The 20579-nt window shown below is 59.7% G+C and carries 23 protein-coding genes; 8 read left to right on the top strand and 15 right to left on the bottom strand.

The features are described 5' to 3' along the window. Nucleotides 1-23: 23 nt before the first annotated feature. The 8 genes from AC13RE_RS08855 to AC13RE_RS08820 all read right to left on the bottom strand — a co-directional run bounded on the left by AC13RE_RS08855 (nt 24) and on the right by AC13RE_RS08820 (nt 7527). Nucleotides 24-2012: a heme lyase CcmF/NrfE family subunit gene (locus AC13RE_RS08855; protein WP_488562677.1), complete on the bottom strand. Its 1989-nt coding sequence runs from the start codon at nt 2010-2012 to the stop codon at nt 24-26. Next, entirely contained in the window at nt 2009-2458 is a 450-nt protein-coding gene (gene ccmE, locus AC13RE_RS08850; RefSeq protein ID WP_132716150.1) for a cytochrome c maturation protein CcmE, read from the bottom strand. The genes AC13RE_RS08855 and ccmE overlap by 4 nt, the downstream gene beginning before the upstream one ends. Then, a complete protein-coding gene (gene ccmI / locus AC13RE_RS08845) occupies nt 2455-3597 on the bottom strand; it encodes a c-type cytochrome biogenesis protein CcmI (RefSeq protein WP_488562676.1) in 1143 nt (380 codons plus the stop codon). The genes ccmE and ccmI overlap by 4 nt, the downstream gene beginning before the upstream one ends. Before the next feature lie 95 nt (nt 3598-3692). Next, nucleotides 3693-4124, bottom strand: a complete 432-nt coding sequence (locus AC13RE_RS08840) for an RT0821/Lpp0805 family surface protein (RefSeq protein ID WP_488562675.1) — start codon at nt 4122-4124, stop codon at nt 3693-3695. Nucleotides 4125-4215: 91 nt separating this feature from the next. Further along, nucleotides 4216-5613 carry an ATP-binding protein gene (locus AC13RE_RS08835; RefSeq protein WP_112335636.1) on the bottom strand — a complete coding sequence of 466 codons (1398 nt, stop codon included), beginning with the start codon at nt 5611-5613 and terminating at the stop codon, nt 4216-4218. Then, entirely contained in the window at nt 5603-6274 is a 672-nt protein-coding gene (locus tag AC13RE_RS08830; RefSeq protein WP_015339225.1) for a response regulator transcription factor, read from the bottom strand. Before AC13RE_RS08830 ends, AC13RE_RS08835 begins: the two co-directional genes overlap by 11 nt. Before the next feature lie 123 nt (nt 6275-6397). Then, entirely contained in the window at nt 6398-6652 is a 255-nt protein-coding gene (locus tag AC13RE_RS08825) for a hypothetical protein (RefSeq protein WP_015339224.1), read from the bottom strand. 566 nt (nt 6653-7218) lie between these two features. Continuing rightward, entirely contained in the window at nt 7219-7527 is a 309-nt protein-coding gene (locus AC13RE_RS08820; protein WP_488562674.1) for a Dabb family protein, read from the bottom strand. 126 nt (nt 7528-7653) lie between these two features. Here AC13RE_RS08820 and AC13RE_RS08815 point away from each other — a divergent pair, with 126 nt between their 5' ends. Then, nucleotides 7654-8013 carry an MmcQ/YjbR family DNA-binding protein gene (locus AC13RE_RS08815; protein ID WP_488562673.1) on the top strand — a complete coding sequence of 120 codons (360 nt, stop codon included), beginning with the start codon at nt 7654-7656 and terminating at the stop codon, nt 8011-8013. Here the strand turns inward: AC13RE_RS08815 and AC13RE_RS08810 are convergent. Further along, complete coding sequence (locus AC13RE_RS08810) at nt 7991-8479, bottom strand: YcgN family cysteine cluster protein (protein WP_488483554.1); 489 nt, start codon at nt 8477-8479, stop codon at nt 7991-7993. The genes AC13RE_RS08815 and AC13RE_RS08810 overlap by 23 nt on opposite strands. 163 nt (nt 8480-8642) lie before the next feature. Between AC13RE_RS08810 and AC13RE_RS08805 the strand changes: the two genes are divergently transcribed. The 3 genes from AC13RE_RS08805 to AC13RE_RS08795 all read left to right on the top strand — a co-directional run bounded on the left by AC13RE_RS08805 (nt 8643) and on the right by AC13RE_RS08795 (nt 12206). Then, nucleotides 8643-10862, top strand: coding sequence for a transglycosylase domain-containing protein (locus AC13RE_RS08805; protein ID WP_488562672.1), 2220 nt, complete (start codon nt 8643-8645; stop codon nt 10860-10862). A 215-nt stretch (nt 10863-11077) separates the two neighbouring features. Beyond that, nucleotides 11078-11665, top strand: coding sequence for a DUF1214 domain-containing protein (locus tag AC13RE_RS08800; protein WP_488562671.1), 588 nt, complete (start codon nt 11078-11080; stop codon nt 11663-11665). Next, a complete protein-coding gene (locus tag AC13RE_RS08795) occupies nt 11658-12206 on the top strand; it encodes a DUF1254 domain-containing protein (protein ID WP_112335632.1) in 549 nt (182 codons plus the stop codon). The genes AC13RE_RS08800 and AC13RE_RS08795 overlap by 8 nt, the downstream gene beginning before the upstream one ends. A gap of 146 nt (nt 12207-12352) precedes the next feature. Here AC13RE_RS08795 and AC13RE_RS08790 read toward each other — a convergent pair whose 3' ends face one another. Beyond that, nucleotides 12353-12520, bottom strand: coding sequence for a hypothetical protein (locus AC13RE_RS08790; RefSeq protein WP_015339217.1), 168 nt, complete (start codon nt 12518-12520; stop codon nt 12353-12355). 523 nt (nt 12521-13043) lie between these two features. Between AC13RE_RS08790 and AC13RE_RS08785 the strand changes: the two genes are divergently transcribed. Continuing rightward, complete coding sequence (locus AC13RE_RS08785; protein ID WP_015339216.1) at nt 13044-13250, top strand: hypothetical protein; 207 nt, start codon at nt 13044-13046, stop codon at nt 13248-13250. A gap of 442 nt (nt 13251-13692) precedes the next feature. After that, nucleotides 13693-14700: a DUF2336 domain-containing protein gene (locus tag AC13RE_RS08780; protein WP_488562670.1), complete on the top strand. Its 1008-nt coding sequence runs from the start codon at nt 13693-13695 to the stop codon at nt 14698-14700. A 7-nt stretch (nt 14701-14707) separates the two neighbouring features. Here the strand turns inward: AC13RE_RS08780 and AC13RE_RS08775 are convergent, their stop codons facing one another. The 3 genes from AC13RE_RS08775 to AC13RE_RS08765 form a co-directional block, all read right to left on the bottom strand. Continuing rightward, complete coding sequence (locus AC13RE_RS08775; protein WP_112335631.1) at nt 14708-15067, bottom strand: DUF1491 family protein; 360 nt, start codon at nt 15065-15067, stop codon at nt 14708-14710. A 95-nt stretch (nt 15068-15162) separates the two neighbouring features. Next, nucleotides 15163-16188 (bottom strand): peptidoglycan-binding domain-containing protein, encoded by a 1026-nt coding sequence (locus AC13RE_RS08770; RefSeq protein ID WP_488562669.1) that lies wholly within the window; start codon nt 16186-16188, stop codon nt 15163-15165. Then, a complete protein-coding gene (locus AC13RE_RS08765) occupies nt 16160-17713 on the bottom strand; it encodes a sensor histidine kinase (RefSeq protein ID WP_488562668.1) in 1554 nt (517 codons plus the stop codon). The genes AC13RE_RS08770 and AC13RE_RS08765 overlap by 29 nt, the downstream gene beginning before the upstream one ends. A gap of 452 nt (nt 17714-18165) precedes the next feature. On the opposite strand from AC13RE_RS08765, the gene AC13RE_RS08760 reads away from it, so the two are divergent. Continuing rightward, entirely contained in the window at nt 18166-18630 is a 465-nt protein-coding gene (locus AC13RE_RS08760) for a DUF5330 domain-containing protein (protein WP_132716140.1), read from the top strand. Between the two features lie 130 nt (nt 18631-18760). Then, nucleotides 18761-19183: a SufE family protein gene (locus tag AC13RE_RS08755; protein WP_132716139.1), complete on the top strand. Its 423-nt coding sequence runs from the start codon at nt 18761-18763 to the stop codon at nt 19181-19183. 71 nt (nt 19184-19254) lie between these two features. On the opposite strand, the gene AC13RE_RS08750 is transcribed toward AC13RE_RS08755, so the two are convergent. Both AC13RE_RS08750 and mnhG read right to left on the bottom strand, forming a co-directional pair. Further along, complete coding sequence (locus AC13RE_RS08750) at nt 19255-19686, bottom strand: Ros/MucR family transcriptional regulator (protein ID WP_015339209.1); 432 nt, start codon at nt 19684-19686, stop codon at nt 19255-19257. Nucleotides 19687-20217: 531 nt separating this feature from the next. Further along, nucleotides 20218-20577, bottom strand: coding sequence for a monovalent cation/H(+) antiporter subunit G (gene mnhG / locus AC13RE_RS08745; protein WP_210294570.1), 360 nt, complete (start codon nt 20575-20577; stop codon nt 20218-20220). Between the last annotated feature and the right edge of the window lie 2 nt (nt 20578-20579).

Genomic DNA, 20579 nt, shown 5'->3' with positions numbered 1-20579 from the left:
TGAGGGGGTGACGGTCAAACCTATCATTCTGCCGGCTCCATCGCCGGGCGAACCGGTTTTGCCTTCCGGCTCGGGGCGCCGACGCGCAGACGACGGTCGCTAAGTGATACGAAACCGCCGATCGCCATGATGAGCGCGCCAAGCCAGATGCAGAGAATGAACGGCTTCCACCAGATGCGCACGACCATGCCGCCATCCTTGCTGGCATCGCCGACCGATACATAGAGTTGGTTGAGACCTAGCGTGAGAATGCCGGATTCGGTGGTCGCCGTGCGGCTTGCAGTGAAGACGCGCTTGGCGGACGACATTTCTGCAAAGGCAACCCCGCCACGGCTGACCGTGAAGTGGGCGCGATCCTCGGTGAAATTGGGGCCGACGCCGGGCTGCACGCCGTCAAAGCGCAGGCTGTAGCCGCCGAGCTCGGCTGTCTCGCCCGGCTTCATGCTGGTGATGTGTTCCGCCTCGAAGGTCGTCACCGCGACAATGCCGAGCACGCTGATGCCGAGACCTGCATGGGCAAGTGCCGTGCCGAAGGCCGAGCGCGGCAACCCGCTCAGGCGACGCCAGGCGACACCCGCCGCCACCTTGCCGACGCCGGCGCGATACCAGAGATCGGCCAAGGCGCCGAAGACCAGGAAGAACCCGGCGGCGAGACCGAGAGCGGCAAGCACCGGCCCACCATGCTCGACATAGAACAGGACAAGGCCGGCCAGGAAGGCTAGGCCCGCAATGACATAAAGCCTCTGCAGCGCACCGAGCAGATCGCCGCGCTTCCAGGCGAGCAGCGGGCCGAACGGCACAGCAATGAGGATCGGGGTCATCAATAGCCCGAACGTCATATTGAAGAAGGGTGGACCGACGGAAATCTTGTCACCGGTCAGCGTTTCGAGCGCCAGCGGATAGAGCGTACCGGTCAAAACCGTGCCGCAGGCGACCGTGAGGATCAGGTTGTTCAGCACCAGCGCGCCCTCGCGCGAGATCGGCGCGAACAGTCCGCCGGCAGCAAGCTTCGGTGCTCGCAGCGCGAAAAGCGAAAGGGCGCCGCCGATGAAGATCAGGAGAATGCAGAGGATGAAAATGCCGCGGGTCGGATCGCTGGCGAAGGAATGGACGGATGTCAGCACGCCCGAGCGGACGAGGAAGGTACCGAGCAGCGACAGCGAAAACGTCAGGATTGCCAGCAGCACCGTCCAAATCTTCAGGGCATCGCGCTTTTCCATGACAACAGCCGAATGCAGCAGGGCCGTGCCGGCAAGCCATGGCATGAAGGACGCGTTTTCCACCGGATCCCAGAACCACCAACCGCCCCAGCCGAGCTCGTAATAGGCCCAGTAGGAGCCCATGGCGATGCCGAGCGTCAGGAAGCTCCAGGCGGCGAGCGTCCAGGGGCGGACCCAGCGCGCCCAGGCGGCATCGATGCGACCTTCCAAAAGTGCGGCGACAGCGAAGGAAAAGCAGACGGAGAAGCCGACATAGCCGAGATAGAGCAGCGGCGGATGGATCGCGAGGCCAATATCCTGGAGGACGGGATTGAGATCCTTGCCCTCCGCCGGCGCCGGGTTGAGCCGAATGAAGGGATTGGAGGTGAGCAGAATGAAGACCAGGAAGGCCGAGGAGATCCACGACTGCACGGCCAGCACGTTGGCGCGCAGCACGTCGGGCAGATTGCGCCCGAACAGTGCGACGAACGCACTGAACAGCGCCAGGATCAGCAGCCAGAGCATCATCGATCCCTCGTGATTGCCCCAGACGCCGGAGATCTTGAAGACCAGCGGCATCAGCGAATGGGAGTTGGCCCAGACATTGAGGACGGAGAAATCAGAGGCGACATAGGCATAGGTCAGCACGCCGAAAGAAAAGGCGACCAGCAGGAACATGACGATCGCGCCGACCGGGGCGATATCCATCATGGACACGTCGCCGCGCCGGGCGCCGATCACGGGAAGGATGGAGACGATGAGCGCGGTGGCGAGCGCCAGCACGAGGGCATAATGTCCAAGCTCGATGATCATCGGGTGGCCTCCTCGCCCTTCCAGACGCCATCAGCCTTCAGCTTATCGGCGACCTGCTTCGGCATATAGCGCTCATCATGCTTGGCGAGCACGCTGTCGGCAACAAAAACGTCGCTGCCCGGCTCGAACCTGCCTTCGGTCACCACACCCTGCCCTTCGCGGAACAGGTCTGGCAGAATGCCGTCATACTTGACCTTGATCGTGTCGGTGCCGTCCGTGACGGAGAACTGCACTTGCGTACCCTGACCACGCACGATCGATCCTTCGCCGACAAGGCCGCCGAGGCGGATCAGCGTCCCGGCATTGACCGGCGTCTTCGCAAGATCCGCCGGCATATAGAAGTAGGCGACCGACTGACTGAAGGCGAACAGCACGAGCAGCACGGCGGCGGCGATGAAACCCATGCCGCCGGCGATCACAGCCAGACGTTTCTGCTTGCGGGTCATTGCTGCGTCACCTCTGTCGGCAATCCCAATTCTTTCGCCAGTGCCAGAAGCTGCTGGCCCTCCCCGCCATCGGCCGGAAAGGCCGCGAGACCTCGCTTCAACGCATCCGCTGCACGCTCCCGATCATTCAGCACCGCATACGAGCGGATCAGCCGCATCCAGCCTTCGAAATTCTTGGGATCTTCCTTGAGCTTTGCATCGAGGCTGTCGACCATGCCGCGGATCATCTGCTGGCGATCGCCGCTGCTCAGCGCATTGGCCGCAGCGACGTCCTCCGCCGTCGGATTGCCAGGAGCCTTGTCGTTCGCCGATACCGTCGGCCGGCCGCCATTCTTGACGATGTGTTGATCAACGACAGCAATCCAGGGCGCGTCAGGTGGCGATTGCTTGGCCAGAGCCTCGAATGCCGTCTTCGCATCGGCAGCCTTGCCCTCCTGCTCCAGCGCGAGCGCCAGATAGAAAAGCGTGCGCGGATTGGCGGCATCGAGCGCTAGGGATTGCTGCAGCACGCCGCGCGCCTCCGCCGTTACTATGCCATTGGCCTTGACGACCAGCACCTCGCCCAGATCGCCAAGCCGGGCCGCATTCGGCCCCAACAGACGAATGACATTGCGATAGGCAAGCTCCGCATCGCCGACACGGTTGGTCTTGAAATAGATGGGCGCCAGGACTTCCCAGCCCTTGGCGTCATCCGGGTTCTTGGCCAGATGCTGCTCGATCTTGACGATCGAGATGGCGAGATCGTTTCCTGGCTTCTCCAGCCGCGCTTCCAGCGGCTGCGCCGGCAGGCCGGGATCGCCGTTGACAAGATAAAGACAGAGACCAACGGCCGGAAGAAGGACGATGATGAAGGCTTGAGCAAGGCGATAGCTGCCATGCGCCGCCGATTTCGTTGCCGTCTTCTCGTCTTTGGCCGCAGCGATGAGCCGCCGTCCTATTTCGGCGCGGGCATAGCCTGCCTCCTGTGCGGAGATCAGGCCGCCGGCAAGATCGCGCTCCAGTTCACGAAGCTGATCGCGGTAGACCTCGGCCTCGCCGGAACGACCGCCCTCAGCCTCCTTCGCACCACGCAGAAGAGGATAGAGCAGCACAGCGCCGACAATCGCCGTAAGAACGGCCACGAGAATCCAGAACAGCATAGACGCCCAATACTTTAACGGGGCGCTTATTCCAACCGGGAAAGGCCATCTGACGAAGATTTGAGGCGTTTGGCCGCGCCTTTCAGTGCAGACGCCTATTCAAGCGGCGTCCAGGTGCCGTCGTCATTGCGACAGGCCGCGCCCCTCGCCGTCGTCGGCTTGCCGTCGACTGTGACTATATGCGTATATTGCCGGCAATTCTGCGAGCCGACCTGATAGGGCGCGGCGGGAACAACCTCGCCGCTTGCATTCCTGCCCTTCCATGCCACAGGCTGGCCGAGAGGCGAGGTCTCAAGCGCCCGATATTCGGCTTCCAGCGCGCGCTGCTTGTCGCTGTCGCTGAGCTTGACGCCGGTGCGCTCGACGATACCACCATCAAGAGCATTGATGAAGGTCGCGGAGGCTGGAGGCTTCGCGGATGAAAACAGACTCTTGCTGCCTCCCAGGCCGCCCGTCGTCGAGCAACCGGAAAGCGCAAGTGCGGCGAAAAGAGAGGGAACGACCAGGAAAAAGGTACGAAGCTTCATACAACCGAACCAGTATCAAAAAGCAAAACCAATAGGTACTGCGCTGCGGCATCATCATGACCCACAACGTCTTTTGGCATCATGCCGTTCCTCACGCAACATCCTTCATCAGGCCCGGCAAAATTAGGCTCGCCCGAAGCCCGCCCCAGCTCCCCCGGGAGAGTTCGAAACGGCCTTGATATTCGTTGGTGATCTCGCTGACGATCGAAAGCCCAAGCCCCGTGCCGGGCTTGCTCTCGTCCAGTCTGCGCCCGCGCTTCAGGGCTTCGCGGATCTGATCCGGCTCCAGCCCGGGACCGTCGTCCTCAACCACCAGTTCCACCCAGTGGCGCCGCGCCGGATCGATGCCCTTGATCTCGGCCGGCGCCTCGTTTGCAACCAGACGCACCTTGTGTTCGGCAAAGCGGGCGGCATTTTCGAGGAGATTGCCGACCGTCTCCTCGAGATCCTGTTGCTCCATAGCGAGCGCCAGATTGGGCGAGACGGAGAGTTCGAATTCCTTGTCGGCGTTCAGCCGCCGCATGACACGGACCAGTCGCTCCAGCGCCGGCTCGGCTTCGGTGCGTGCCAGCACGGATTCGCGCTGGGCGGCGATGCGGGCACGATTGAGATAGGATTGCACCTGCCCCTGCATGGCTTCTGCCTGGTTCTTCACCAGATCGCCATGCGAGCGCTCCAGGACGCGGGATTCGTTGAGCAGCACCGCTATCGGCGTTTTCAGCGAGTGCGCGAGATTGCCGACCTGCATGCGGGCGCGCTCGACGATACGCCGATTGCTCTCGATCAGCGCGTTGATCTCATTGGCAAGCGGCAGGATCTCACGCGGGAAATCGCCCTGCAAGCGTTCGCTTTCACCGGCGCGGATGCGCTCCAGCGCGGCGCGCGCCTTATCGAGCGGTTTCAGGCCGTAGAGAATGGCGAGCGCATTGACGATCAAGCTTCCGACGCCGAAGCCGACGAGTGCGAAGTAGAGGCTGTGGGAGAAATTGCGGACGTCGTCCTCGACCACGGCGACATTGCCTGTTACGCGGAAGCGTGCGGCGCGGCCGTCCGTGTCGAGCACGACTTCGGTTTCGGCTACCTGGACGCGGTTTCCGAAGGCATCGGTGACGATGTAATAGCGTTCGTAATTCTTGTCGAAGGGCGCTTCCAGCACGGAGAGAACAGGCAGGTTCGATGCGCCGAGCGACGGCGAAACCAGCGGCGTCGCCGTATAGGTGCCAAGCGGCTCGACCATCCAGTACCAGCCGGTCTTCGGCTGGGCAAAACGCAAATCACCGAGCTGCGGGCTGCCTGACAATGTGCCCTGGTCGCCGATCGTCACCGAGTTGATGACGTTATAGAGCTGCGCGCGCAATAGGTCCTGGAAACCGCGCTCGGCGCTCTTGCGATAGATATTCGAGATGACGAGGCCGATCACCACCAGCGCCACGGCCGACCAAAGCGTGGTCAGCAGCAGGACGCGAGCGGTGAGCGACTTAATTCGCATTGGTCGGAGCTTGGATTCTGTAACCAAGGCCGCGAACCGTTTCGATCAGGTCAACACCCATCTTCTTGCGCAGACGACCGACAAATACCTCGATCGTATTGGAATCCCGATCGAAATCCTGATCGTACATATGCTCGACCAGCTCCGTGCGTGAGACGACCTCTCCCTTATGATGCATGAGATAGGCAAGTAGGCGATATTCATGCGAGGTGAGCTTCAGCGGCTTGCCGTCGACAGTTGCCTTCGAGCTCTTGGTGTCGAGCCGCACCGGGCCGCAGACGATTTCCGAAGAGGCATGGCCGGCGGCGCGGCGGATGAGAGCGCGGATGCGGGCGAGCACTTCCTCGACATGGAAAGGCTTGGCGACGTAGTCGTCGGCGCCGGCGTCGATGCCTGCCACCTTGTCGCTCCAGCGATCACGTGCGGTCAAGAGGAGCACTGGTACGGTGCGCCCAGCGCCGCGCCATTTCTCAAGCACTGTGATGCCATCCATTTCAGGCAGCCCGATATCGAGGATGATCGCATCGTAAGGCTCTGTATCGCCGAGGAAATGCCCTTCCTCGCCATCAAAGGCCGTATCGACCACATAGCCTGCCTCCTTCAAGGCCTCGGCGAGCTGACGGTTCAAGTTGATATCGTCTTCGACTATGAGAATGCGCATCTCTAAATCCAATTTCCCCGGTTCGAGAAACAGTACCGCAAATCGTGGTGCAGTGGAATCACGGAAACAATAAGATTTCGTGTAAGATTCAAGGCTTTAGGTTGGCACCAAAACGCGCGGGGATCACATCGGCACCTTCATCGTCACCTTGCGCGGACGCTGGCCGTTGCCCTGCACAAGGACAGTGATGATGCAGCTGTCGCCGGATGGTTGTACCGAGAGAAGCTGGCCGCCGGTCTTGGCGACGACCTCGTCAGCGGCCTCACTGCAATCGCTGTTGGCGCGCGCGACCAAGGTCGACGTCGGTGCTGGCGCCGGCAGAACAGACGAGCCGGCCAGAACGAGGGCCGCTGCTGCTATGCTTGAAAATGAGGCCATGCTTCGGACTTCCCACAGGGATATGAACTTGGCCGATTATTTACCTAAACACGTCTGAATGGCAAATGAATGGGCTGTAATTTTTCGGGCCGCCATGCGTGGAGGCCACCTGAATGATGCTCTAACCATTTGAAATTATTGAATGCGAATCTGCCGTAGCGTGACAACGGCAACCGGCTGTCGTTCCGGAGCGCCGCATCCATACAATCTATCGGCGATCTGCGTGAATCGATACGTATCCGCGTTCGCAGGCACCACACGCCCTGAGCCGAAGGCTTAGCCATTTTTAATCATTCTTGCTTATCATCGGTTCATAGAGGCGGGATGAAACGTCGCCTTTCGTGGCCAATGCAACCGGCCTGCAAGCGTCTTATCGACATAAGGCGTGGCGATTTCCTTGAGTCCTTTGAATCGCTTGCCGCGATTTCTTCTCAAGTTGAATCCGGAGCTTCAAAAGTTGATTCAAGAACCTCAAGCCGAGAATCCGGTAGCCGACAATCCGATTCCGCTCGCGTGCTCAATCCGTTGAAAGGGCTGGCGGGAAATGGTTCTGCGGGGCCAGACGTTCAGAAAGGTTTACGGACGGCTGTCACCGTCTCATAGTCTGCCGCAATGCGCATTTCGCGCAGCGGACGAACGCGCTCGATGGAGCGCTGGTAATTCGGATGGGCCTTGTAAGCCGCCAATGCCGCCTCGTCGTCGAATTCGCCGTAGACCACCAGATCGACTTCGGTTCCGAGCTGATCGGTCTTGACGTTCGTGCCGATCTCCAAAAGCCGCGCATGCGGAATGGCCGTGAGGATCGAGAGGCCGGAACGGACCTCCTCAAGCTTGGCGCGATCGGGAACGGTGAAAAAGACGATATGACGGATCACGCGGCGGCTCCTTGTGCATATGCGAGGGCATCGCGCGATACCATGCGTATGGGTGCAATTCAATAAACAGGCCCCTTCGCTTCCCGAACCGTTTCGTCGCAGGTCACGCAAGCGCCCATTTACGGCATGGCGACGCGGCGTGTTATCATCGCGGCCATGACCGACGAGGACCTTATATCCCTTGCCCTTGGCCTGCCGGAGGCAAAAGAGAGCTCACACTTCGGAACCCGTGACTTTCGCGTGCGGGGCAAGATCTTCATGACAGTTCGGGGGCCCGATTTCTGCGTCGTCAAGCTGACGCCGGATCAGCAGCAGATGGCTTCGACCATCATACCTGAACGTGTCGCCGCCGTGCCCGGCAGCTGGGGCCTGAAAGGGTGGACGCGACTTTTCCATCGCGATGCCGGAAGCGAGGAGGTCAGAATGCTGGTGCGTCAGGCCTGGCGGAATACAGCGCCGAAATCTATGGCTTTGCCGGAGGATTAGGCATCATGTCGTCCTCGACGGTCAGCGGCCAGTCGACGACATAATCCTCGAAATCATCGAGAGCGACATCGTTTTCGCTGATGGTGCGCCCTTGAGCGGAGACACCCGCTATATGCACCGTTTCCGGATCGCCCGAGATCAGCGGATGCCACCAATAGAGATCGCGGCCCTCGTTGACGAGGCGGTAGGCGCAGGTGGGCGGCAGCCATTGCAGCTCCGGCACTTTCTCCGGCGTCAGTTGCACGCAGTCCGGCACGAAATCCCAGCGGTTCGGATAGCTGGTGCAACGACAGCTTTCGCTATCCATCAGCTTGCAGCGGATCGAGGTGAAATAGACGTCGCCGCTATCCCACTCCTCGAGCTTGTTGAGACAACAGAGGCCACAGCCGTCGCAAAGGCTCTCCCATTCCGACGAAGTCATCTCCGCCAGGGTCTTGTTTTTCCAGAAGGGCACTTCGTCTGTCATCGTCATCGTCCTCGCCACCCGAGAGGAATTCGGGCTGCGGCATGCATGTCTCTTGTTCTTTTCTCTAAATCAACCAATTATTCAATTAGCCGTTCTATGAGATAATGGGCTTTGCGTGTGCCACAAGGAGACACGCAGCAGTAATGTGGTCGGGAAGTAGAGCGTGGAAGACCCATCCAATCCAGAAAACGGGCCGAACAGAGGGCCCGAGACGCCTAGGGATAACGGGGCCGAAAAGCCACGGCGTCGAAAGCGCTATTTCTTCTTGCGCCTCGATTCATGGATCGATTCCACTTTATGGAATGCCGGCTTCGGTCTCGCCCAGGCATGGGAAGAGATCACCATCTTCTTCCGCCGCTTCCGCGTTCGCGGCTGGAAACGTATCTTTTTCGAATTGCTCGGTGAGGGCCTGACGCTGGGGACCGCCGGCTCCGTTGTCATGCTGATGCTCGCCATGCCGGCCTTCGAGGCCACCCAGGGCGACTGGCGCAACCGCGGCAATTTCGCCGTCACCTTCCTCGACCGCTACGGCAATGTCATCGGCCATCGCGGCATCATTCACGAAAATTCCGTGCCGGTCGACCAGCTGCCGGATTATTTCATCAAGGCGGTACTGGCGACCGAGGACCGGCGCTTCTTCGACCATTTCGGCATCGATGTGATCGGCCTGTTCCGCGCGGTGACAGTCAATGCGCAAGCCGGTGGTGTCGTCCAAGGCGGTTCGACGCTGACGCAGCAGCTTGCCAAGAACATCTTCCTCAGCAACGAGCGCTCCATCGAACGCAAGGTCAAGGAAGCCTTTCTGGCTATCTGGCTCGAGGCCAATCTCTCCAAGAAGGAGATCCTGAGCCTCTATCTCGACCGCACCTATATGGGCGGCGGCACCTTCGGCGCAGCGGCGGCGGCGCAATTCTATTTCGGCAAGAGCATCACCGACGTCAATCTGGCCGAAGCTGCAATGCTCGCCGGCCTCTTCAAGGCGCCGGCGAAATATGCGCCGCATGTTAACCTGCCGGCGGCGCGTGCCCGCGCCAACGACGTGCTGTCCAATCTCGTGCAGAGCGGGCTGATGACCGAGGGACAGGTCGTCGCCGCGCGGCGCAACCCGGCTTCGGTGGTCGACCGCGCCCAGATCGAATCCCCGGATTATTTCCTCGATTGGGCCTTCGATGAAGTGCAGCGGCTTGCCACGCGTTTCCCCGAACGCTCGCTGATCGTGCGCACCACCATCGATATGGGGCTGCAGAAAGCGGCAGAGGATTCGGTTCAATCCAGTCTGATGGAGTTCGGCGAGCGCTATAAGGCCAAACAGGGCGCTTCCGTCGTCATCGAAAACGGCGGCGCTCTGCGCGCCATGGTCGGCGGCAGCGACTACGGCGAAAGCCAGTTCAACCGCGCGACCAAGGCGCTGCGCCAGCCCGGTTCATCCTTCAAGATCTATACCTACTCAGTGGCGATGGAGAATGGCATGACGCCGACATCCACCATCGTCGATGCGCCGATCAGCTGGGGCAATTGGAGCCCGCATAATTACGAGAACCGCTACGAAGGCAAGGTGACGCTCACCCAGGCGCTGACGCAGTCGATCAACACCATCCCCGTACGGCTCGCCAAGGAGAAATTCGGCATTCAGCCGATCCGCAACATGGCCAAGGCCATGGGCGTCGAGACGCCGATCCGCAACGACAAGACCATTCCGATCGGCACATCGGAAGTGACCGTTCTCGACCAGGCGACCGCCTATGCCGTCTTCCCGGCCAACGGCATGCAGTCGCGGCGTCACGGCATCGAGCAGATCACCGGCTATGACGGCAAGGTGCTCTACGATTTCAGTCACGACGAGTTCCCTGCAAAACGGGTTCTCAGCGAAAAAGCCACGTCCTACATGAACCAGATGCTGACGCAGGTTCCGGTGATCGGCACCGGCCGGAAGGCAGCCCTCGACAACGGCATCGTGGTCGGCGGCAAGACCGGCACCACTCAGGCCTATCGCGACGCCTGGTTCATCGGCTTTACGGGCAATTACACCTGCGCCGTCTGGTTCGGCAACGACGACTATACCTCCACCAACAACATGACGGGCGGCACCCTGCCGGCCATGACCTTCAAGAAGATCATGGATTACGCCAATCAGGGCATCGTGCTGAAGCCGATCCCCGGCATCGCCAACCCCTTCCCCGTACAGAAACCACAAACGGTTGCGGCCAAGAAGCCCGCCGACCCTGCCAATAGCGGCCTGCCACCATTGGTGCGTCCGCGCTCGCTTTCGGTCGACTCCACGAGCATCCTGCGCGATATCGGCGAGAGGCTGAAGGCCGCGACGCCGCTCGGGGCGCAGAAGGTGGCGACGGCGGAGCATCGCAACACGACGGCGCCTGAATGACCAGTTTCCCCAGAAAATGCGCCGCGGCGCGACGCAGATGACAGTGGCAAACCCGCCGTCGAACTGAAGGACGGAGGCTGGTGTTTTGCATGTCCGCTGCTATTCCCGATCTTCGCCATTGCTCTCAAGACAGCCGTAAATAGTGGCTTGCCCTTCCCCCTACCGCCAGAATCAGGAATAAATCGGCACTGATTTGTCACGAGGACGATCCCAGGGTGTTCCGAGTTCCCCTTCTTGTTGCGCTTTCGCTTGTCATCGCCTTTGGCGGCGGGATCGTGTTCACGCTTCTGGCGCTGGATGCCACCTCCGGCTTCGGCGCGATCAAGCTTGGCGCCTGGCAGGCTTTCCCCGAAATGCAGACGGTGGATGCGGACCCTTATGCGAAATCCCATAGAGCGCGTGCCGGGCGGCTGCTCTATGGCACCGCCGAAGGGCTTGTGTTTACCGCCTCCGACGACGATGGCGGCGCGAGATTGACGGCGAACTGTACCTACCGCATCAGCGGCCAGACGCCGCCGGCAAGACTGTGGACCCTCTTCATCGCCGGCAATGACGGCCGGCCGATCGAGGATGCTGCCGGCCGCCCCTCCACCATCAATTCCTGGGTGGTGCTGCGCAAGCCGGATTCGACCTTCAACATCACCGTTTCATCCTCTGCGCAGGCGGGCAACTGGCTAGCCTTGCCCACAGCCGGGAATTTCCGTCTGGTATGGACGCTTCTGGATTCGCCGGCGGCCAGCAATTCCGGCCTGATTGACCTCGGCATGCCGAAACTCGAGAAGATCGGGTGCGGCAATGTTTAGATTCGTCTTCGCGATCCTGACCGGCCTATTCGGTGCGGTACTGCTGCATATCATCATCATTCTGTCGCTGCCGCACTTCTCCGATCGTGACGCCTATACGCGCGTGTCTGATGAGGGCGACGAGAACCATTTCTACATGCTCGACAACAAGGACGATGACGCGGGACTTTCCAACACTGATCCCTACATCCGCACAGCCGTCTGCGCTTTCGACATCGAGGATACGCCCGTTCATTTGACTGCGAAGGGCAAGGTGCCGTTCTGGTCGCTTGCCATCTATGACGCGGCATCCAATGAAGTGTTCAGCATGAGCGACCGCACATCGGTCGGCGGAGCGCTCGATCTGCTGCTTGCATCCCCCGTTCAGCTGACGGGCATACGCAAGGCGCTACCGCCCGCCCTTGCCCAATCGATCCTGGTGGAAGTGCCGCGGTCTCAAGGCTATGCGGTCCTACGCACGATGGCGCCGCAGGCGAGCTTCGACGATGCGGCCAGAGAATTTCTCTCCCAAGCCGGATGCGATGAATTCGACAATGGCTGAGATATTGCTGGGGCTGAGATATTCTTGGAACCGCGGCTGGAGCTAGGTTGATCTGGGATAGCTGCCGGGATGAGCGCCGACCAGCTGATTGCGGCAGCAGCCGGCAGTGCGCGCGAATGCACTGCGCACTTGCTCGTTTGAAGTGATTATTTCCCTTTTGCCCGCTTCGGTCCCGCGCCGGGACGATGCGTTGGCGTATCAAGATGTTCGTAACGCACGCCGGTGAACAAGAGTATTCTCGCCTCCACCGGTTCCTTCTGGGCGCGCGGCGGCAGGCGCAAACGCCAATCCGAAAGAGATATGATCTTTGCCATTCTCGTCTCCATTAACGTCTCGAGACGGATGAACCTGCGACTGGATTTCACCCTGCCCGCTGCTGAAGCGGGCTAGCGCTTCCCTCCATCCGGCCTCTCTGCTAGGGGCTTCGATGGAGGCATCTACGCCTTCTCACGGCATTTCCCTTACACCGTGGCATGAGCACCAATTTTTGGCTCCCATGCTGTCTTTACACTCGATCACATTCTGCTAATGGCTGCTGTCAATCGGAATTCATACATATCGCAGTTAACAGAATGCTAATTCTCGTCGCGTGTCATTTCCGGTATCGTTCGACATGCCCTATTAACGCTTCGGCGACAGTTTTGGTTTCATTACCAGCGGAAAAATTCCAACAACCGACTTCCGTATAAAGTCTAATAATATTACATACTTAACCGCGACGATGAGCTTCCACGCAATAGAACGAGAGGCTTCGCGTTGCAAAAAAGCGTCACACAAATATTATTTGCGCCCACGAAAAATTAACGTAATGTAAGAATTGAAATTCGAGGGCAATCAATGTTTGCGACGGGCAGTTCCGTCTTTTCGCCGGAGGATGTCACGGTCCTGCGTAATGCGCTGGACGGGTGGTGCCTGGAAAAGCGGATCGATATTAAAAGTACGGAAGCCCAGTTCGCGGCCACAGCGGCAATCGGCCTTTTTCAATCCGGCTACAACACCTCGGAAAAGCTGCTCGCGGCCTTGCGCGAGCATAAGGGCATCTAAAGAATCCCATCGGTATCGATAGGCCGGATCTCCGCTTTTGCAGCGGGTGACGTCGCTTTTGACTATCTCCGCACTGGAAACACCCATAGGTTGAATTTGCCTGTGGGCGCCTATGCCGAGAAAGGTTTTCCACAGGCCCGCTTGCGCCCCAAACTGCCGTCCATACGGGCAAAATGCTGCTGCGCTCCTCGCGCAAGCTTAACGCGCAATTTTTATTCGGATTTTAATAAAGTTTTCACGAACCATTAACCCTGCCGGCCTTAGTCTTTCGCGAAAGCCAGATAAGGACGACCGTGTCCATACCCGTTTCGACAGTCATCACCGACGATGCCCTCTTTATCGAAAGAGTCGTCAGGTTCGACTGGAGTGAATTGAAGCGGAAGCCATGGTCGATCTTGGGGCTCCCTGCTTTTTTGTTCGGCGTATCAGTATGGGTGTTGGCGTGCGTGATCGGTTTCGAGACCTTGAAGAGCCTGCGACTGTCCGCAAGAAGGACGTGGTTCTGATGGCGACGATCACCAGCTTCGAGGGCATGGGCCATCCGTCTAAATCGGAGCTTCGACAGTTCGCCGAGCTTTTCACCCCCGTTTTCCAGGCGTCCTCCGACGAAGCGAAGCGACAGGCCGTTGCCGCCCTTTCCCAATGCGAGACAGTGCCGCAGGCCGTTGCCCTGTTCATCGGCTGTCAGCCGATCGCGATCGCCGCGCCCTTCCTGACAAGCTCGCAAGCGATCGATGACGATACGCTCATCACCATTGCCCGCACGCAAGGGGCCGCCCATGTGCGCGCGATCGTCCGCCGCTCGTCCTTGTCCCCGAAAGTCATAGACGCGCTCGTCGGTCTGCATCAGGCCGAGCCGGAACGCGGTATGACCGTGGCGGAGCAGCCAGTTGATATGGTTTCATCGCAGGCCCAGGCGTCGGAAACCGAGCGGCAATCGCGTGAGGAAATCCTGCGCCAGCAGATCAAACAGGCTGCGCGCCATCTAACCCGCGACGACAGCGACCGGCTCGGTCTGCGCAGCCTCAGCGAGACGCAGGAGGCACTCCTCGTCCGCTTTGCGCGCGAGCGCGATGCGGTGCAATTCGCAACGACGCTCGCCGATGCCCTCTCCTCGAGCTATTGGCTCGCCGAACGCATCCTGCTCGACACTTCGGGGCAACAACTCGCCGTCACGCTCGTCAGCCTCGGCATGGGTATCGCCGATGCCGTCTATTCGCTCGAGCGCTTCTATCCACACCTGGCCGAACGGCACGGCAGCGTCAGTCGGGCATGGCTGGTGCTCGATGATATCGATGCAGAAGAAAGTCAGGCGCGCGTCGAGGCCTGGCGCCGCGCCGACAGCTACACCTACCTGCCACAGGAAAAACCTTCCCAGCGTCCTGCAACACCGCTGTTCGGGCCGAATTCGGCGTCCACACGCGCGTTACGCGTGGCGAACCGTCGATAAGGACGGCTCAATCCAACGGATTGGCGCGGAAGCCGGCCAAGGGGACGATATCGCCGATATCGTCCGTCTCAAGCTCGACGATCCACAAATCGGGATCGAACTTCAGCTCGCGATCAAGGGTTTCGCGGATTTCTTGCGGCTCCCTGCGGTCGACGCGGATTTCGAAAAGCCGCGTGCCGCTCTCCTCCTCATCGAAGAGGCTCTGCGGTGCCGGCGCGTAGAGGGTCTCTAATCCGTCGCGGAAACGCTGGCGGATGAAGATCGCGCCTGCCTGCTCCTCGCCCTTGCGCTCCACGGCAGCAAAATCGCCCCTGGCGAACAGGCGGCGGACAAGAGCGGAAACAAAGATGTCGCTGCGCAATCTCATAGGGGAGCTATAACGACGGGGGGCCGCCAAGGCAATCGAAGCCGTCCCCCTACCCGATTGCACCAACTCGAGGGATAAGCGTTCGGACGAGACGCTCAAAGCGCGCCGATATCCTGCAGCTTCTTGAGGACCGCCATGTTCGGCTCCCCGGTCTCCGGCAAGCGATAGTGCTTCTGGAACCGGCGGATAGCTGCCTTCGTCTGCTCTCCGGCAACACCGTCGATGCTGACGTTGCTGTAGGCGATGTTGCTCAGGCCCTTCTGGATCTGCATGACCATATTGACCGTGTTGACCGCATCGCTCGGCGTCGCCTTGGTCGCGACGGCGCCGGTCTTAATGTTCTTCTCGGCATTCTGGATGGCGGCGGCAACCGGGTCGATCGCATCCGCCGTAGCGGAAATATTGACGGGGCGTGCGGCGGGAACAACAGCTGTCGTATTCGTTCTGTAGCTGGCAGCCTGGGCGTTGGCGGCATTGCTGGCCTTGAGGGCGGCGAGAAGTTCCGGCGTCGGCGTGCCGGTCTGTGAGAGGCCCGAGGCCTCCTGGAAGAAAAGGATAGCCGATGTCGTGCGCGATCCCGGCTTTCCATCAACCGCGCCGTCATAGAGGCCGTGTCGGATAAGTTCGCCCTGGATATCGGCAATGAGTTTCGACGGCGTGCTGGACGATTGTGCTGCGACCTGGCCGGTTGACGACGGCGGGGCGAGATCGGACGCCGAATCCTGCCGCTCGATCCGGAAGGTGGTGACATTGCCTGCGTCGGCCTGCTGTGCATGCAAAAAGGATTTGCGGCCGGGGATCTGATAGGGAGACGCCGGATCACGGGTCCGCAATATGGGCGATGGATGCGCGCCCGTCTGATACCAGAGCGCATTGGCGGTAACGAAACCGAAAACCCCGAAGAAGAGCGCAACGCCGCCGGCAATGGCGGGATGACGGCCGACTGCACTGCCGATCAGAGCGGCGAGCGCGCCCGCACCGCGAAGGCCAAGGCCGCCCAGCGCGGTGCTGCCGCGCAGGCTCAGGCTGCCAAGGGCAACCGCACCACGGGAAGCCAGGCCGGGCTGCTTGCGCTTGCCCCTTCCTCTTCCCTTAGGCGATTTTCGCTTTTGCGGGGCCATTCATCAGTTCCTTGTTTCGCCCTTCATCTATCTCCACAGTATGTTTCAGGCGCGGCGGAAAATCGACAGGCCGATTGACATCCACAGGCTGCTGCATCGTCACGGCACCGGAGCCGTCGAACGGAATGAGGACGGTAATGACCGTGCCCTCGCCCGGCGCGCTGGCAATCGAGAAGTTTCCGCCGTGCAGGCCGACGAGACCCTTAACCAGCGACAGGCCGAGGCCGGTGCCGGCGTAACGACGGGTGTAATCGTTCTGGATCTGCACGAAGGGCTGGCCGAGCGAGGCAAGGCGCTCGCTGGCAATGCCGATGCCCGTGTCTCCGATCGACAATTTCAGCATGCCATCGGCCATGGCCGCGTCAATGGTGATCGCGCCGCCGGCATCGGTAAACTTGATGGCGTTGCCGACGAGATTGATGAGGATCTGCTGGATCGCCCGCTGGTCAGCGACGATCTCGCCGAGACCGCGCTGGATACGGCTTGTCAGCGTCAACCCCTTCTCCTTCGCCTGCAGCCCCAGCATTGCTTCGCACGTCGCAATGGTGTCCTCGATCGCGAAGGATTCGAGCAGCAGTTCGTAGCGGCCAGCCTCGATCTTGCTCATGTCGAGCATGGTGTTGACGACCGACAGAAGATGGGCGCCCGACTGGCGGATCAAGCCGACATATTCGCGCTGGCGGTCATTTTCCAGTTTGCCGAAATATTCGCCGCTCAGAATATCGGAGAAGCCCAGGATGGCGTTGAGCGGCGTGCGCAGCTCGTGGCTGACGGCAGCGAGGAAGCGTGACTTAGCGTCGTTGGCGGATTCCGCTTCGGCCGCCTTGCGCGCCGCATCATCGCGAAGCTGCTGGTCCTGCGAGATATCGCGCAATTGCCCGATGATCGCCGTCAGATGCCCTTCGGCATCGCGGCGTGCACTCAATTCCATCCGCACATGAACGAACTGCTGATCGCCACCCACGACCGCAGAGCGCTCCAGCCGCAAGTCTGCGCCATGGGCATCCCTGCCCTGGCGCAACACATCGATTGCCTGCAGGAAGACGATTCTGTCCGAGACATGAATCTGCTCGACGAAACCACGCCCTGTGGGATCGCGCATCCAGCTCAGGAATTCTGCACGGTCCCGACCGCCGACCGTGGTCACATTGCCTTGGGAATCGAGCAGTAGGACGAGACCGAAGGCCGACTCCAGCATCAAGTCGCGGTGCTCGACGACAACGGCCTCCGCAGGACGAGATTCGGGCCGCTGGCGCGACAGCGCGATGCTGCCGACGGCCGAGAAGAGGAAGGCCGCGCAGACTGTGGCCACACCGGCAGGCAACGCCACGGCGGGACTGGTGATAAAGGAAAGGCCGGCCGGAACAGCAAACAGCGCAACGGAAGAGGCGAGCGCAAGCCGGCGCAGGATCGCCAGTTCCTGTCCACGGACTTCACCATTCCCGCTCGTCCGGGAGAGCCAGCTTCGGCCTACCCGGTCCACGAGAGCTTCAGCCCCGACAGAAATGTCACTCAATACGCGCACGCTACAACCCGTCAAAACGGTCACTTATCGGACTGCACAATAGGCCCCGCCGGCTTAAGGAAAGAATAAAGAAGGAACGGGCCGGGCGGCTGAAAAGCCTTCAAAATCCCGTTTTGGCGCAGAACGAGCGACCTTTGCTTTTTGTGGTTAACAGCAGGTAAGCAACGGATTTTATTCATATTTCCGCTGCGCGTTAACTTTTGTGACGAGGCCCGCCGCCGCAAAGCCCTGCATATCAACGGCATCGGGCGAGACATGCTTAACATCAATTGCTACAATTTGAACCAAAGTGTTCTTCAAAGTCGGAAAGCTAAAATTTGAATCAAAATTGCAGAAAATGCTGCCGAGTTTTGAAAAGCGCTGTTGTCCTCTGCCGGGTAGGTTCGAAACAGATCGGGCGGGCAAGTCCGAATCGGCGATCGAGCCGATCGACAGAGAGGATGGGCTAGGCGATGTGGTTTCTGATTAGAGCAGGGTTCTGGTTTTCGCTGGTTCTCATGTTCCTGCCGATCTTTGCAAAGCCCGAGGGTGCTCCCCGGCCGGCAGGTGAAACGACGCTACAGGTTTCTGATGCGATTTCAGCCGCCTCCGGTGTCGTGCAATATGTCGGCGCCATGTGCAATGAGAAGCCGGATGTCTGTGCCAAGGGCGGCGAAACCCTGACGGCCCTCGGCTATCAGGTTGGCGACGGCGCCCGCGTCGCCTACGATATGCTCGGCCGCCACTTCAAGGATCAGCAGTCTGCCGCCGAAGCCAATGTCGTGGCGCCTCACGCTAACACCGATCAGGTCGCTGCCATGGCCCAGCCGATGCCGGCCAAGCGCATTCCCGGCACCGAAACGGCCGATGTCGTCGTGACCGGCACGGTCAAGCTGCCGTCCTCCATTCCGCTGCCGATGCCGCGCCCACACATCTGACATTTCTTCCATTGGCCCCGACTTCTGCGCCGCGGACCTTTTAGGGTCAGCGGCGTTCTTTCTTGTCCCGGGTTCAAATCACGCATGGTTTCGCCTATATCCAAGGCAACGGACAATTTGGACTGCTGCAATGATACCGCTCGACAAGATCATCGAAGACTTTTCCTTCCTGGACGAATGGGAGGACCGCTACCGCTTTGTGATCGAGCTCGGCAAGGCTTTGCCTGATCTGCCGGAGGAAAAGCGGACGCTTGAAAACAAGGTCCAGGGTTGCGCAAGCCAGGTTTGGCTCGTCACGCATGCGTCGGGCGATCCGGACAATCCGATATTGACCTTTGAAGGCGATTCAGACGCGCATATCGTGCGGGGGCTGGTGGCGATCGTGCTTGCAACCTATTCCGGAAAGCCGGCTTCGGAAATCGCCGCTCTCGACGCACTCGACGTCTTCGGCAAGATCGGCCTGGTGGAGCATCTCTCCTCGCAGCGCGCCAATGGATTGCGCTCGATGATTAAGCGTATTCGCGAAGAGGCTCGGGTCAGGACCGCAGCATAGATCGGATTTCAGCAATCGTTATGGATAACCCGGCCCGAAAGCCGGATTATCTTCAGCCTGTCATGAAGCCCTTAGCGGGCGCCGCGCTTACGGCGCTGGCCCAGGCCCATTTCCTTTGCAAGGCGTGAACGGGCTTCCGCATAAGCCGGTGCTACCATCGGGTAATCGGCGGCGAGATCCCATTTTTCACGATATTCTTCCGGCGAGAGGCCGTGATGAGTCATGAGATGGCGCTTCAGAGACTTGAAGCTGCCACCGCATTCGAGGCAGGTAATCTGGTCATCCTGTACGGATTTACGAACGGATACGGCCGGCTTCTGCTTTTCGACCACGGTTACGGCAGGTGCCGGAGCCGAGGTGCTGCTCAAGGCGGAATGTACGTCGGAAATCAAATTCGGAAGGTCGCTGACCGGTACGACATGGTTGCTGACATAGGCCGCAACAATGTCGGCAGTCAGTTCAACCAGTAACTCCTGCCCGTTGCCGAGGGCCGCATCTGTCATTGTGTTCTCCTGTTCATCGGCTTGCCTGCTGCGTCCACGCCTCCGGAGAGCACGCGGCGCAACGTTGCTATATGATTTGCGCCTGGCTAATGAAATCTGTTGATCTCTCTATGTACCAGCGCCGAGCAATCCGCGCGAACGCACTGCTCGTATTCGTAGCAGTCGACAGCAAGAAAACGGTGGATAAAGCCAAATTTCCCACGAACATGAAATCCACCCCTAGACCTCATGCGAGAGAAAACCGCCCCTTGCCGCCTGACGTTAGAATTAGTGACCCGCGATAGCGATCTTTAATCGCTTACCGGAAGAAAGTTTTGCCCAGCGTTTCATCAAAGAAAGATAAAAGCATCGAGAGCTTAAACCCGGTCGAGACTAACTTAACATCAGAACTCTACTTGAATCTGAATTAGCACTCTTTACCCAAATGTCCAGTTTTTAATCCCTACATTTCTTTGCAAAAAATTCATCTATTAAAAAGCAGGTAACTAATAACGCGAAAAGTTATTCCTAATAGAACAATTTCCGCGTTTGTTAGCCCTTTTTTCTATACCCTCGTACTGCGATTTGCTCTCTTGCGAGGAGTTCATCCCGTACCGAAGGCGGCGTTAGCCGATGACCTGCCTTGTGTGCCGCACGCGCGAGAAGATGCGCCGCAATGGGCGCCGTCAAGATGAAAAAAACAAACCCGGCCAATGCCCGCGCCAGAATCGCCATGTCCTGCGAGTGGATACCGACGGCAAGCAGCAACAGGCCTGAGCCGACGGTGCCCGCCTTCGACGCGGCATGCATGCGACTATAGAGATCGGGCAGGCGCACGATACCAATTGCCGCGATAAGCGAGAACAACGCACCCGAAAGTAGAAGCGCCGTTACTATGACGGCCCAAAGCATAT

The sequence above is a fragment of the Martinezella sp. CNPSo 3959 genome (genome assembly GCF_057784355.1).
The sequence above is the reverse complement of the archived record's forward strand: the minus strand, read 5'-3'. Positions and strand labels throughout refer to the sequence as shown.

Coding starts and splice junctions, on each gene's coding strand:
- AC13RE_RS08855 (WP_488562677.1), bottom strand. CDS start 2,012: ATGATCATCGAGCTTGGACATTATGCCCTCGTGCTGGCGCTCGCCACC.
- ccmE (WP_132716150.1), bottom strand. CDS start 2,458: ATGACCCGCAAGCAGAAACGTCTGGCTGTGATCGCCGGCGGCATGGGT.
- ccmI (WP_488562676.1), bottom strand. CDS start 3,597: ATGCTGTTCTGGATTCTCGTGGCCGTTCTTACGGCGATTGTCGGCGCT.
- AC13RE_RS08840 (WP_488562675.1), bottom strand. CDS start 4,124: ATGAAGCTTCGTACCTTTTTCCTGGTCGTTCCCTCTCTTTTCGCCGCA.
- AC13RE_RS08835 (WP_112335636.1), bottom strand. CDS start 5,613: ATGCGAATTAAGTCGCTCACCGCTCGCGTCCTGCTGCTGACCACGCTT.
- AC13RE_RS08830 (WP_015339225.1), bottom strand. CDS start 6,274: ATGCGCATTCTCATAGTCGAAGACGATATCAACTTGAACCGTCAGCTC.
- AC13RE_RS08825 (WP_015339224.1), bottom strand. CDS start 6,652: ATGGCCTCATTTTCAAGCATAGCAGCAGCGGCCCTCGTTCTGGCCGGC.
- AC13RE_RS08815 (WP_488562673.1), top strand. CDS start 7,654: ATGGCGACGCGGCGTGTTATCATCGCGGCCATGACCGACGAGGACCTT.
- AC13RE_RS08810 (WP_488483554.1), bottom strand. CDS start 8,479: ATGACAGACGAAGTGCCCTTCTGGAAAAACAAGACCCTGGCGGAGATG.
- AC13RE_RS08795 (WP_112335632.1), top strand. CDS start 11,658: ATGTTTAGATTCGTCTTCGCGATCCTGACCGGCCTATTCGGTGCGGTA.
- AC13RE_RS08790 (WP_015339217.1), bottom strand. CDS start 12,520: ATGGCAAAGATCATATCTCTTTCGGATTGGCGTTTGCGCCTGCCGCCG.
- AC13RE_RS08785 (WP_015339216.1), top strand. CDS start 13,044: ATGTTTGCGACGGGCAGTTCCGTCTTTTCGCCGGAGGATGTCACGGTC.
- AC13RE_RS08775 (WP_112335631.1), bottom strand. CDS start 15,067: ATGAGATTGCGCAGCGACATCTTTGTTTCCGCTCTTGTCCGCCGCCTG.
- AC13RE_RS08770 (WP_488562669.1), bottom strand. CDS start 16,188: ATGGCCCCGCAAAAGCGAAAATCGCCTAAGGGAAGAGGAAGGGGCAAG.
- AC13RE_RS08760 (WP_132716140.1), top strand. CDS start 18,166: ATGTGGTTTCTGATTAGAGCAGGGTTCTGGTTTTCGCTGGTTCTCATG.
- AC13RE_RS08755 (WP_132716139.1), top strand. CDS start 18,761: ATGATACCGCTCGACAAGATCATCGAAGACTTTTCCTTCCTGGACGAA.
- AC13RE_RS08750 (WP_015339209.1), bottom strand. CDS start 19,686: ATGACAGATGCGGCCCTCGGCAACGGGCAGGAGTTACTGGTTGAACTG.
- mnhG (WP_210294570.1), bottom strand. CDS start 20,577: ATGCTTTGGGCCGTCATAGTAACGGCGCTTCTACTTTCGGGTGCGTTG.